This window comes from Bacteroidota bacterium (assembly GCA_039714315.1).
Lineage (GTDB): Bacteria > Bacteroidota > Bacteroidia > Flavobacteriales > JADGDT01 > JADGDT01.
Genome location: JBDLJM010000083.1, coordinates 1 through 13,797 on the forward strand (window position 1 = coordinate 1; position 13,797 = coordinate 13,797).

The window sequence follows — 13,797 nt, forward strand, 5'->3', positions numbered from 1 at the left end:
CTGTTTTCTATATAAAGGTAGTTAATAAATAAGTAATTATATATTGTAAATAATATTATATTTGCCCTCACAATCACGGGGATGTAGCTCAGCTGGCTAGAGTACTTGACTGGCAGTCAAGGGGTCGTGGGTTCGAGTCCCATCTTCTCCACAGATAAAAAAGCCTGTAAAACACTTGTTTTACAGGCTTTTTTCGTTGAAATAAAGTTCTATTTCTAAATATTATGTTATTTCATTAAACTATAAGAAGGTTTTATACTTACCGTAGTATCGCTTAATACTTCATATGTAAGATTTTCAATAGCATCATAGTTTAAATCTAATATTACTTTATCTGCAGTAGAGATTTCATCGCCCAGCATCCCTGTGTATTTATATTTTAACTCACCAATATAAAACACCGGTATTGTATCCGATTTTGCTTTGCTGTAAAAATCGGATATCAGTTTCGAAATATTATCAGATAAGCTTAAAGTTTTATTTAGCTTAACACCTTCGTTTAAATATGTCTTGGCATAATAATAGTTGTCTGAAAGACTTATTTCTGTTGCTTTCCAGTCACTTTCGTTTTGTTCTATATATTCATTATCCTTCACCTCGAGAAGGTTTTTTAGTGAAGATTGTTTTTTGATAATCTTATCCGATTCGATGCGTAAAGAATCCAGCTTTTCTGTGTATTTACCAATAAAGTCATTAGCGGCTAAGTCGGCATTTGAACCCGATACCGTATCTGTGATAGTAAAACTCTCAAATATATAGGATTCAGGCTTGCTTAATTTAGTCTGAAGTTCCTTTTCCAATACGGGAACTGATTTATCTATTGATGGGCTACAACTTTGCATCATTGCGCTTAATACAATGAAAGATGATAATAATATTCTTTTCATAATTTAATGAGCTTTTATTTTGCTGTGCCAAACTTAGTTAAAATGTCTCTTAGGAAGGTCATATTCCGATTCAATTTTCTCAATTTTATATTTTTATAGGTTTAAATTTTACATTAAGGTCATATCTGCCTGACTGCATTACGCAGGCAGGTGGAATCCCAAAATTTAATCATAACTGTTGGTCTCGGCTAAGCCGAGATGGGGATTTCGTAAAATTCGGTGACTGAAATGAGGAAGCCTCAAAATGAATATCCCAGTGATAAACCAAGCCACGGATAGTACCCCCAACTGTCTTCAGGTGGATTAGTTTCGATTAGGAGCATCGGATAAATTCTAAATTGAAACCCTCCATGTGTCTGGTACCTGTATCCCGCACGTATAGCGAGTAAAGGACTATCGCCTGCTTCTACATCAAAAAGGAATGGATATTGAAAAGCAATTCCCGGTTCAAAGTATTTTTTTTGCCTGCCAAATAACAGAGCTGTTTCTCCGGTAATAACGTAGGCTAAATTACCGGCATCCCTACCAAGACCTCCTTTTACCGTCATAGCAATATTTTCTTTGAGAGGAATTACTCTTTCATAATTTACCGAAAGCGTTAAAAAGAAATCTATTGCCAGGGATACAGAATTTTTTCTGTTAACTACGCTTGAAACCTCCTGATCCATATCCTGAGCATTCAAAGAACCAAAGGTTAAAGCAAACACAAGTGTTAAAACTAGTGGTGTTTTCATGGTATTTCATTTCTCAAATTAATTATACCAATTATGAATCGAACTGATCTATAGATAAATTCTTATGATGCGTATAGGATGGTTTAAATCAGGAGTTAACACCAATAGTGTGTTTATTCATTTTGAATGAAGGATAGTACAAATTTACGTATTAATAACTGTATTTTTATATTGTATTAGCAGAAGTAATATTTTAATATCTTTGAACCCATATCTAAACGCAGATGAATAAGCTACTATATCTATTTCTTCTAATTTCTACACTCGCCAGCGGACAGGAAAACATTGAGGTTTTGTTAGACAGCCTCGATGCTGCTATTTTGAAAAGAGACTACTATAACAGCAAACGGGAGCAACGCATAACTTCATTAAAGAAATTATTTTCGGAAGCAGGGGATAAGGAAAGCAGTTTTCATATTGTAAGGTCTTTGGCCGATGAATATATGCCATATAATATTGATTCGGCTTTCTATTATAGCAGCATGAATATTGAGCAGGCAAGAGAAATATCGGATATTCATATGCTGATCGATGCAAAACTGATGTTGTCGAGAATATACAGTCTTAGTGGCATGTATAGAGAATCTGAAGAATTACTAGACTCAATAATTGTATTACCTCTTACTAATGCTGAAAAAACAGGATATTACGGGGCGAGAATAGCTTTAAACGAATATAGGGATAATGGACAATACAAAACTCTAAATTCTACTAATTATAAATATATTCGAAGTATTTATCAGGATTCACTGTTAGCTGTTCTCGATAAGTCAGATCCGGGTTATTATGTTACAGAGGCAATTTTGTATAGCGATAAAGGTGAATTCGATAAAGCTGTAAGTCTGATAAAGAAGTCGTTGGACATCCAAACAATAGAAGACAGGTCTTATGGTTTTTCGGCACACACACTTGCAACTGTTTATGGCTATCAGGGAGATAATTACAATCAGAAAAAATATCTGGCCTTATCTGCTATTTCAGACATTATTGGTGGTGTAAGAGAAAATATATCACTTCGCGAACTTGCATTATTACTTTATGAGTCGGGCGACTTAAAAAGGGCACATAACTATATTAAAATAGCCCTTGAAGATGCACAGTTGAGTAATACCCAATTACGAAGCGTAGAAGTTTTACAGATTCTGCCACTAATAGAGCAGGAGTATATTGATACGAGAGAGAGGATGAACAGTTATATGGTTTATTTTGGTGTTGTATTGAGTGTATTGGTGTTAATTCTTTTAATTACGCTCGTATTTCTATCTATGCAAAAGAGAAAACTTCATGTAGCCGTAGATGAAAATATCAGAATAAACTCTGAGTTGGCCAGTGTAAACAGGCAGCTTAAGGAAAGTAATGATGAGGTAATATCGGCAAACTCAAAGCTTGAATCACTTACGGATATTCAGGAAGAATATATTGCCCATTATCTGAAATTATCCTCCGAGTATATTGGTAAAATCGATGATTATAGAAAGTCATTGCACAGAGTAGCTACAAACGAAAAACGGGAAACAATTATAAAAGCTCTTCGTTCGGAAGATTTTATTGAAAGCGAACTCAAGGTTTTTTATAATGATTTTGACCGTTCATTTCTCGATTTATATCCAAATTTTGTATCGGATATTAATAAACTTCTCGATGAAGATGAGCAGATAGAATTAAAGTCAAGCGAACTGCTAAACACAGAAATAAGAATATTTGCCTTAATACGTTTAGGTATTACCGAGAGTGCACAAATAGCTAAATTCCTTCGCTATTCTGTTTCTACTATTTACAATTACCGCACAACCATGAGAAACAGGTCAAAAGGGCCAAGGGATTTGTTCGAAGATGAAGTGATGAAGATAGGCAGTTATACCAATTACGATTCAAAGTGATTGATAAGTAAATTGAATTATATTTTTCTTAATCGAGGCAAAAAATCTTTGCATCTAGGCTAAGCCTAGACGGAACTATTTTTTAACGAAGAATAAGGAAAAGAGAAACAATTTATGTCGGTCAGTTTGATTTGTAATTGGTATTAATTGGAATTGACCTTCAAAATCGCCGTAATAGCCTTAAAAACAACTACATAACTAACTACTTTTTTTTAAGCGCCAACCATTGTAATAAACTGATTTACAGGGCGTTATATATTTTTCGCATCTGTTTACATCTACTTTTATACTACTTAAAAAGCTTGTGCATGTTTTGATGTCTTAGATTTACATAGAAATTTTGATTGATGGAAAAGGTTATGTCGATGATAAAAAATATATTTTCAGTAGTATTAGTACTTATGGCTTTATCGCTGAAAGCTGAAGAAATAAAATCACCCAACGGGGATTTTACATTGAGGTTTCAGTTGGAAGACGGTGTACCTGTTTACGAACTTGATCTGGGGGAAAAGTCTATTATAAAACCCAGTAAGCTTGGTCTCGAATTAAAAGATACCGGATCATTATTAAACGGTTTTACAATAAGTGATGTAAAAAGTTCAACTTTCGATGAAACCTGGCAAACTGTTTGGGGAGAGGAAAAAGAAATTCGCAATCATTACAACGAAATAGCATTTACATTAAAGCAGGAATCTACAGGCAGATTTATGATAATTCGCTTTAGACTGTTTAATGATGGCTTAGGTTTCAGGTATGAATTCCCCGGTCAGGACAATTTAAACTACTTTATTATAAAGGAGGAGCGCACTCAGTTTGCGATGGATGGAGATCATACTGCCTTTTGGATTCCGGGAGATTACGAAACTCAGGAGTATGACTATTTTACTTCAAAATTGTCTGAAATAAGAGATTTACAACCTAAAGGAGTTAACGCTAATGTAATGCAGGAAACTTTTTCGGAAACAGGAGTTCAAACATCGCTGATGATGAAAACCAGGGATGATTATTATATAAATATTCACGAGGCAGCTCTTATTGAATATTCTGCCATGCACCTTGAACTCGATGATGAAAGTATGATTTTCGAATCGCACCTTACTCCTGATGCAGAAGGGAATAAGGGGTACATGCAGGCACCGTGTACAACTCCGTGGCGAACGGTAATAGCCAGTAAAAATGCCGCGGATATATTAATGTCGAGAATAACCCTGAATCTTAATGAACCAACTGAATTTGAAGATACATCATGGATAAAACCCATTAAGTACATTGGAGTTTGGTGGGAGATGATTACCGGGAAAAGTACGTGGTCATATAGCGACGAACTTTCGGGTGTGAAATTGGATGTATGTGATTATTCAAAGGTGAAAAGGAGTAAAAGGCATGCTGCAAATACCGATCATGTAAAAGAATATATAGACTTTGCATCACAACACGGTTTTGATGCTGTATTGGTTGAAGGATGGAACGAAGGCTGGGAAGACTGGTATGGCAGATCGAAAGATTATGTTTTTGATTTTACTACACCTTATCCTGATTTTGATGTTGTAGAGCTTCGCGAATACGCTAAAAGTAAAGGCGTAAGAATAATGATGCATCACGAAACTTCTTCTTCGGTACGGAATTACGAACGTCATATGGATAAAGCATATCAGTTTATGGTTGATAACGGTTATAATTCAGTAAAAAGCGGATATGTCGGGAATATTATTCCACGGGGAGAGAAGCACTATGGTCAATACATGGTGAACCACTATCTGTATGCTGTGAAAAAGGCGGCAGAGTATAAGATTATGGTAAATGCTCATGAAGCAGTTCGTCCAACAGGTTTATGCAGAACTTATCCCAATCTTATTGGAAATGAGTCGGCGAAGGGAACTGAATTCGAAGCAATGGGAGGTAATAATGTCGATCATACTACCATCTTGCCTTTCACGAGGTTAATTGGCGGCCCTATGGATTATACTCCCGGAATATTTGTAACAGACATAAGCGAAAACAATCCTGATAATAATTCTAAGGCTCAAACAACTATTGCCCGTCAGCTGGCTTTGTATGTAACTATGTACAGCCCGCTTCAGATGGCAGCTGATTTAATTGAGAACTATAAGAAATTCCCTGATGCATTTCAGTTTATAAAAGATGTTGCAGTTGACTGGGACGAAACCAGAGTTTTGGAAGCCGAGCCCGGTGATTATATTACCTATGCAAGAAAAGTTAGAAATGAGGAAAAGTGGTTTGTAGGAAGTACAAACGATGAGAATAGCAGGTATTCTCAAATAAAGTTTGACTTCCTGCCTAACCACAAAAAGTATGTGGCAACGATATACAGTGATAGTAAGGATGCCCATTACCTTACGAATCCTCAGGGATACGAAATAAAGAAGATTATCGTAAGCAGTAAATCAAAACTTAAGCAGTTAGTGGCACCGGGAGGAGGTTATGCAATTAGCATAGTTCCTTCGGATGAAAGTTAAATAGAAGTGAGGAAAATAGATTATCAGCTATCACCCGTCTAGACACATAAATATTTTGTGTCTTGGCGGGAATAGTGCTTTATAATGATGGTCTAATTATAATGACTTCTGCTTATAATTTCATTTTGAACTTCAGGAGTAAGATCGTTAAAATAGGCTGAGTAACCCGATATTCTAACCAGAATATTAGGATATGCTTCAGGATCATTTTGTGCCTTAATTAGTATATCAGAGTCGAGGACATTTATCTGAACCTGCATTCCTTTTCTCTTAAAGTAAGTTGTTACAAGGCTTTTAACTGCATTTCTTCCGGTTTCTCCTGCAAAGGTCTTTCTGTCGAATTTAGCATTGATATTAACACCATTTGCAAATTTTGTATAGTCAATCCTGTTTAGTGAATTAAACATTGCCGTAGGGCCGTTTTTGTCGGCTCCGTTTGTCGGCGCAATTCCCGATGAAAATGAGACTCCTTTTTTTCTTCCGCTGGGAAGTGCCCCGGTTATCTTTCCAAAATATGCATGCGTTGTCATTGAGTAGAGTCCGGTTACATATTTTCCTCCCCGGTAATTTGTGTATTTATTCAGAAAATCACTAAAAGTACCTGCAACATACATTACCATTTTATCCACTTCCTGAATGTCGTTTCCAAACTTTGGGGTGTTTGATAGTATTTTCCTTTTTCGATCATCCTTAAAATTACTTTTCAGCTGCGATATAAGTTCAACGTAACTAAGATCCTTGTCCTCGAAAACCACTTTTTTAATGGCGTATAGAGAATCACCGGCATCAACGGCACCCACACACTGAACTCCCGACAGGTTATAAACTGCCCCTCCGCCGGTTGAACACTTTCCGGATTCAATACAACCTTCAATAAAACTGCTCGATAATGGAGTAGGATGTAGCTCATGATTTGCTTTTTCAATGGCCTTCATATCTATAATGAATTTCTCCAGTTGAATTTTTAGTTGCTTTTCGAAAGCTCTTAGTAGTGAATCGAAGTTTTCATATTCTCTTTTTGAGTATAAGATTTTTTCCAGAACACTCACCACGTTAAACAGAGCAGCATCAGTTGATGCAAAACTTTTTCCGGGAACAGTTGGCTCAACACATCCTACGGGAGTATAATTTTGGACATCCGATTCGGAATATCCGTTTATTTTCATTGTTTCGGGTATGATTTCATCGTTGTACAAAGCCGGAGAACCGTTACCCGATGATAAAGCACTGAAAATTTTATCGAGATATGCTGAAGGTGAGTTCTTGTGAATTCTCGCGTGAAAATTTGGTTGTCTCAATCCTAATTCTTCCATTATTTCCAGAAAGATATAGCTGAGGTCGTTTGTTGAATCTTCTCCATTTGGAAGTTTCCCGCCTACGCTTATTACCTGACCGCTCATTAAACCACTGTGATATTCGCTTATCTGTTCTGAAAGTATGGGGATTAATTCTGCAAATTTTATACTGAAGGCCGAAAGTAATTCTTTAGCCTCGTCTCTGCTTATAATTCCCGATGAAATATCTTTCTCGTAGAACTTTAAAAGGTAATAATCCATTCGTCCCGGAGAAATTCCGTTGTCGAGGCTTTCCAGGTTAATGGCAATTTGAACAAAAAGGATTGCCTGCAATGCTTCCTGAAGGCTTTTTGCCGGGTTTAACGGAACATTTCTGCAAACTTTAGAGATGGATATTAACTCTTCTTTTTTTTCAGGGTCCTGTTCCAGTTCCGAAAGTTTAAGAGCTTCATCTGAATATCGGTTTGCAAAATCGACCAAAGCTCTATTCACAATTTTTACACCTTCGTAGAAGTTCCATTTATCAGAACCTTCCTCATGATCTGCCTGAAGGTTCTCTGCTTCTTCAATAATCGATTTTACTCCCTTATTTATTAATTTTTCATAATCCGGGGCAAAATGTGCAATTCCCCCTGACTCGTTAATAACATATTCCTTTGCCTTTAGCTGACTCAGAATAAATTTCAGTTTGTCTTTTATAGCGGGAAAAGCTTTCATTGCCAGAAAACGGGTAGACCAGAAAGGCATTGTTTTTAATAATTCAAGCTTTTCTTTTCGGTTAATCTGTAGGGGAGTTACTTTTCGGGTTGAAAACTTAAACAAATCCAACATTACTGCAAATCCGTGAAGTTCGGGGTAGATAGATCCGCCAACACGTTTTGAACTAAAATTTCCAACTATCAGTTCTTTGGGATATATTTTTATTGATTTCTCTCTTAAAACTTTCCCCAAAGCTTCAGCCATCTGTATGTCGACAGGTTTTCTGCGATTAGATGTTTTTTTGAAATATTCGGTATATATCGTTGCTCTTTCTGTACATATTGAATGTCCGGCACTTAAAATATCGTTCTTCAAATGCGCTATTCTCCCATTTTTTGAACTATTGTTTTTATGTGATTTAATCATGGATAATAGCATTTAAATTATATTTAGAAAACAGAGATTTTATTTTGTTTATTTCCTCTTTAGTATAAATTTTTGCCTTGAAGAGCTCTGCTTTATGATCAATTCTAATGGCTTTTGAATTCCCCATACTGTGATATGGGAGTAAATGTATACTATCATATCCTTTTTCGGTTAAATACCCGCCAAGAGATTTTATATGCTCTTCAGAGTCGTTTACTCCGGGAATTAAAGGAACTCTAACTTCAATATTTTCGAAAACTTCATTTAGTTTGATGAAATTCCTGAGAATAATTTCATTTCCCTGCCCAGTAAATTTTTTATGTGTTGAGCTGTTCAGATGTTTTATGTCGAAGTATATTAAATCTACGTAAGGAAGCAGCTTACTAACACTATCGAAATTAAAGTATCCACATGTTTCGATGTTAATATGAATATCGTGTTTTTTAAGATCCTTTATACTTTCATATAGCAGGTCGGCATGGAGTAGGGGCTCTCCTCCCGAAAATGTTATCCCACCGTTGGAAGTTTTAAAAAAATCGATGTCTTTAAGCAATTCTGTAATTATTTCCTCTTTGCTCATTTTTTTGCCTATCATACGTCGTGCGTCATTTTCGCAGGCATCTATGCAGGCTCCACATTGTGTACATGCAGAGTAATTACTTATCTTGCTTATGGTATCTATGGCATCATTAGGACAAGTTTCCACACATTTATTGCAGTTGGAACAATCTTCATGGTAAAATGCAACTTCAGCTTTGCTTTTTTGTGATTCGGGATTTTGGCACCACGAACATTTTAACGGACATGCTTTTGTAAATAAAACTGTCCGGATTCCCGGTCCGTCGTGAATGGAAAATCGTTGAATATCGAAAATATAAGGAAGCTTAGCTATATTCATTTATTATATTCAGGATCTTTAATTTTACTGTTTATATGCGTTTTTTTTATTTAAACGCAATAAACGAAAATATTAATATCCCGCAAACTACAGCAAGGATAAGAGCCAAAAATATTAAATTCTTTCTATGATATTGCTTTTTAATTGTAATCGGGCTTATTGTATTTTCATCAATTTCTTCCAGAGTTTTTTCCAGTTGTTTAATTCGAAAACTGTATTGTTTGCGTTGTACATAGGCTGCAAGGCTAAATCCAATTAAGGCAATGATCCCAAATACAAAATAGTCTTCCATATCTAATGCTCTTATTTCGCCATATTTATAATAGAAATAGAAAATATTACCGCTAATAATAAATAAGAAAACTGATAATGCATTAATATAGGCCGATTTAAAGTAGGATTTTCGGTAATAGTTTATCTCGCTTTCTAATATAGCTCTCAGATTTTCCGTTCCATAATAGGGCTTGGGGATTTTATCTAGTGTTTTGAACTGAAAAATTGCGGTAACTATAACTATAAGAATGGCAATGGAGTTAAATACAGTGATTTTTATATTGCCGTCGAATAAAAATAACAGAACTATGAATGATATACCGATTATAAATTTCAGAATAATATCAATAATTATGCTACGTCTGAACAATGTGTTAATATCGGCAGAACTACTTCTTAGGAAATCCTGAATTTCATCTTTCGATAAATTTCTATTCTCAAACCCTGATTCAGATTTCCATGCAGCTTTATATTTGTTTATATCTTTTTCTGACATGATTATTGGAGGTTTTTAATGATTTCCGCAAGTTTCGCTTTTAGGCGAACCAGTCTGACGCTTACATTTTTCACAGAGATACCAAAAGTTTCGGCAATTTCCTCATAGCTTTTTTCTTCGAGCCACAACAGTACAATCCCCCTTTCAATCTTTTTCAGCTTTGAAATAGCCTGGTACAGTATTTTGACATCTTCCGAAAGCCCAACGGTACATTCAAGGTCAACAGGGATAATTGTGCTTTTATCTGACCTGATCAGGATCTTCTGTTTATTTGTCATCGTAATCGCAGTATTAAGGGCAACACGATACATCCATGTAGAAAAAGCCGACTTTGATTTGAAAGAGGAGTAAGATTTCCACAACTGAAGAATAATTTCCTGATACATATCGTCTTTATCAGCTTTACTCTTGCAATACAGGTAGCATATTTTATGAATAATACCCTGATGCTTATGTGTCAGCTGCAAAAACTCTGCTTCTTTTTTACTATCGTAAGTCATTGAATGTAAGTAGTATTGTTTGCTATCTTAAAGTTAAGTAATAAAATAGAGCTAACATTGCAAGACCGAAGAAAATTAGAATAATAAAGATATTTCTTTCTTTGGATTTGTATTCCACTGTGTTTCCCTGAAATTTCTTTTCCAAAATAATACCGGTTGATATAGCAATTGCTCCGGCAATTGCGCCAATTAAAGCATTAATTCCTGTAAGTGCTACAAATATAATAGCAACTACAGCTCCAACAGCAAATCCGATTAAATAACCGGCACCTTTAAAATATTTTGCTTTATACAACATGATATCGAGCTTTTAAATAATACATCTAAAATGTTAGTCTGACATTAGTGATAAAAACTACAAAATCTGTATATATAAATATATACGACAAAGTATAGGGGAGAGGAGTTTTGGCTTAAATATAAATTTGTGTTAGTACAGCTTGTTATTTATTCTTCTTTACAATTATGTTATTGTCATTTCTATCAGCAAAACCGATATCGGTATTAGTGTTTAATAATTTACTTATTAATGTAGTTGCACTGCCAATTATTGAGTTTAGGTTTTCAATATCCAACTTTGAATATTCATCTCCAACCCTGTGATATTCTCTGAAATTTTTAAAATCGTATGTTGAAATTGTATGGGCAGGGATATTAAATTCCGAATAAAAAGGATAATTATCCGACATGTAAAACAGGTTATAGTAATCATCTGCTCTTTCGTGAACAATAAATTCTTCTTTTAATAATTCGTTTGATTTTTCTGCAAAATCTGTACGCTTATATCCGGTGATATAAACTTTTCCCGGTTTGTCGGTCAAAGTCGAACCGATCATATCGAAGTTTATTACGTACTTCAGTTTTATATTTTGTTTTTTCAGACGTTTTGCCAGATGAGCCGATCCAAGTAACCCGCTTTCTTCACCTGTAAAAAGAGCAACTATTACATGTCGTGAATGATTAGTTTTCTTCAGTTCTTCTGCAATTTTTAAAACAGCCAATACTCCACTTGCATTATCGTTTGCTCCGTTATATACTGAATCGGTTTTTGAGTTTATTTTACCCAGGTGATCTAAATGGGCTCCTATTAATACATATTCATTACTTTGTTTATTACCCGGTAATACACCAACAACATTATATGCTTCTTTGCCTTTTACTTTTAGGGAGTCGCGATATGAATTGTCGAATAACGGTTTTATTTTCATCGTGGCAAGAAAATTTTCTACATATACAGTTGCTTTTTCCATTCCCGGTGAACCGGGTTCTCTACCTTCCAGATCGTCGGAAGAAAGGTGTTTTATCAGCTCTTCATTACTGATAGCTGTAGTGTTGGATAATTGGTTATTTGTTTCCGTATTAAAGCGGGTTGTACTACAACCTGCCAGTAATAGAATAAAACTGATAAAGGATAAGTATTTCATAGATTAGAATTTGGGGATTAAATATTCTTTGGGTTTATTTAATATTTCTGGTAAAATTATCAATAAAAATATGCAATGTAAAAAACTTTGCATAACTCTGAGTATATTATACCATCTACAAGTTAAATCTACCGCAATAAAACCGAATATTTTTACCTTATTCATCAAAATAAAATTTAACCGTAGCGCTGCTATGCTGAAATTTTCTTTTTCAACTAAGGCAAAAATCTCCTACTTTATTTTGCAGTAAATTTAAAGTGTAAATGGTATTATTGAGATCTCCGGGTTCAGGAATTGCTAATTTTTACTTCTTAAATTTTTTGAGAAAATTTCATTTGTACTGAGCTGTGTCATACGTTTAATTGATGATAGCATATAGCGGAAGATAAATATCATTATTATAATTGACGGTACAGCAATTACCGGAAAGCTAAGCATAGTCATTTTACCTACTTCTTCGTTAAATTCTATTGTTCCGGGCATACTTTGTACAATTATTTTAGCTAGAAAATAGTTTAATACTGCAGAGAAAATGAAAGATGATGCCAGCAGTAAGTTTGCATTTTTGAGCGTTGAATTTAATTCTGATTTAAGACCTTCTCCGCTTATAATCACTTCAATTCTGTCGGTATCCAATAATTCATTTGTATAAATAAATTTATTGATCAGTTGCCATGATCTGTTAGTTGATATAACAACCACCAAAGCAATTATTAAAGGGATAGCAGCTTCCTTAACTGCAAACCAATGCGGCGGAACATGAAATAACCCTATTAATCCTGATAATAAAACTCCCACAAAACCAATTACCGAAATAAAACTCTTCTGCTTTAAAATTAACATTTCGTATAAGCCGTAAATTAACGGGAACAACAGAGCAATTACCAGTCCGTAAACCGGACCGAAATATTCTTCCTTACTCAGGTTGTTCAGAATTAAAATAGGAATTACTATATTGAATAATATATTGTATAGTTGGTTACTTTTCTTTTTATCCATGCTTAAAAAATAGAAATGCAAATATCAGAAATATTAGTGATATAGATTAAAGAAGCACCTAATTTATAATCCTTTAATAATTAACCTCTATTTCCAGATTTAAAGTTGCTCCGTTGCCAATTTTAGGTACTAATGCATGGTATGTCAGATTTGGGGCAACAGAAGTTGCATTTTGGGTGAAAGTAACCTTTAGATACAGATCACCTGACTCGCAGTCTTCCTCAAGTTCATATTCAATACTTTCGTTGCCCGAAGTGAGTCCTTTTTTTCCTATAACCAGGTCGTATTCTGTAAAATCGATAACAGCATCGCAGGTTCCGGAAACCAAATTGTCGAAATCACTTTGTGTTCTTATCACAGTAAAATCATCTGTTAAATCTATTTCCATCCCGTATTTAGTGTTTTCACAACCGTATTCACTTTCTAAGCTGTCAACAGGTAAGTTAATATTACTGCAATCTTCTTTGCATGATTGAAATAATATAAGTGATATCAGAGTTAATGAGATTATGCGTAATAGTTTCATATGTATATAATTTAATGTTTAGGTCATACCTGCCTGACTGCATCATGCAGGCAGGTGGTATCCCAATTACATTCATCCAGTTTGGTGCAAACCCGGTGTTCATGGGGATTTCATATGTATATAATTTTATGTTTTGGTCATCACTCTAAAGCGTGACAGGTATGGTATCCCCACTATATTCATCCAGTTGGTATCGGCTTAGCCGAGATAGGGATTTCATAAGATTAAGTGTTTTAAGTTGTTTTCTTATTATTTTCTAAAATTTTCCATTTTTTTTTGGCGC

At 34.8% G+C, this 13,797-nt stretch carries 12 protein-coding genes and 1 tRNA gene; 3 read left to right on the forward strand and 10 right to left on the reverse strand.

What is annotated here, in order from left to right; translation table 11 throughout:
* Positions 1 to 77: 77 nt before the first annotated feature.
* Positions 78 to 151 (forward strand) — tRNA-Ala (locus ABFR62_09120).
* Between the two features lie 76 nt (positions 152 to 227).
* Here ABFR62_09120 and ABFR62_09125 read toward each other — a convergent pair.
* On the reverse strand, positions 228 to 887 hold the full coding sequence (locus ABFR62_09125) for a hypothetical protein (protein ID MEN8138583.1): 660 nt from the start codon (positions 885 to 887) through the stop codon (positions 228 to 230).
* 239 nt (positions 888 to 1,126) lie between these two features.
* Positions 1,127 to 1,621, reverse strand: coding sequence for a hypothetical protein (locus ABFR62_09130; GenBank protein ID MEN8138584.1), 495 nt, complete (start codon positions 1,619 to 1,621; stop codon positions 1,127 to 1,129).
* A gap of 224 nt (positions 1,622 to 1,845) precedes the next feature.
* Between ABFR62_09130 and ABFR62_09135 the strand changes: the two genes are divergently transcribed.
* Both ABFR62_09135 and ABFR62_09140 read left to right on the forward strand, forming a co-directional pair.
* Entirely contained in the window at positions 1,846 to 3,501 is a 1,656-nt protein-coding gene (locus tag ABFR62_09135) for a DUF6377 domain-containing protein (GenBank protein MEN8138585.1), read from the forward strand.
* A gap of 359 nt (positions 3,502 to 3,860) precedes the next feature.
* On the forward strand, positions 3,861 to 5,978 hold the full coding sequence (locus tag ABFR62_09140) for a glycoside hydrolase family 97 protein (GenBank protein MEN8138586.1): 2,118 nt from the start codon (positions 3,861 to 3,863) through the stop codon (positions 5,976 to 5,978).
* A gap of 92 nt (positions 5,979 to 6,070) precedes the next feature.
* On the opposite strand, the gene ABFR62_09145 is transcribed toward ABFR62_09140, so the two are convergent.
* The 8 genes from ABFR62_09145 to ABFR62_09180 all read right to left on the reverse strand — a co-directional run bounded on the left by ABFR62_09145 (position 6,071) and on the right by ABFR62_09180 (position 13,514).
* Complete coding sequence (locus ABFR62_09145) at positions 6,071 to 8,398, reverse strand: pyruvate formate lyase family protein (protein ID MEN8138587.1); 2,328 nt, start codon at positions 8,396 to 8,398, stop codon at positions 6,071 to 6,073.
* A complete protein-coding gene (locus tag ABFR62_09150; protein MEN8138588.1) occupies positions 8,391 to 9,296 on the reverse strand; it encodes a glycyl-radical enzyme activating protein in 906 nt (301 codons plus the stop codon). The genes ABFR62_09145 and ABFR62_09150 overlap by 8 nt, the downstream gene beginning before the upstream one ends.
* A 46-nt stretch (positions 9,297 to 9,342) precedes the next feature.
* Complete coding sequence (locus tag ABFR62_09155; GenBank protein MEN8138589.1) at positions 9,343 to 10,065, reverse strand: hypothetical protein; 723 nt, start codon at positions 10,063 to 10,065, stop codon at positions 9,343 to 9,345.
* A gap of 2 nt (positions 10,066 to 10,067) precedes the next feature.
* Positions 10,068 to 10,565 carry an RNA polymerase sigma factor gene (locus ABFR62_09160; protein ID MEN8138590.1) on the reverse strand — a complete coding sequence of 166 codons (498 nt, stop codon included), beginning with the start codon at positions 10,563 to 10,565 and terminating at the stop codon, positions 10,068 to 10,070.
* 22 nt (positions 10,566 to 10,587) lie between these two features.
* Complete coding sequence (locus tag ABFR62_09165; GenBank protein ID MEN8138591.1) at positions 10,588 to 10,863, reverse strand: hypothetical protein; 276 nt, start codon at positions 10,861 to 10,863, stop codon at positions 10,588 to 10,590.
* A gap of 145 nt (positions 10,864 to 11,008) precedes the next feature.
* On the reverse strand, positions 11,009 to 11,989 hold the full coding sequence (locus ABFR62_09170; GenBank protein MEN8138592.1) for a M20/M25/M40 family metallo-hydrolase: 981 nt from the start codon (positions 11,987 to 11,989) through the stop codon (positions 11,009 to 11,011).
* A 297-nt stretch (positions 11,990 to 12,286) separates the two neighbouring features.
* Positions 12,287 to 12,988 carry a VC0807 family protein gene (locus ABFR62_09175; GenBank protein MEN8138593.1) on the reverse strand — a complete coding sequence of 234 codons (702 nt, stop codon included), beginning with the start codon at positions 12,986 to 12,988 and terminating at the stop codon, positions 12,287 to 12,289.
* A 73-nt stretch (positions 12,989 to 13,061) separates the two neighbouring features.
* Entirely contained in the window at positions 13,062 to 13,514 is a 453-nt protein-coding gene (locus ABFR62_09180) for a hypothetical protein (protein MEN8138594.1), read from the reverse strand.
* Positions 13,515 to 13,797: the final 283 nt, after the last annotated feature.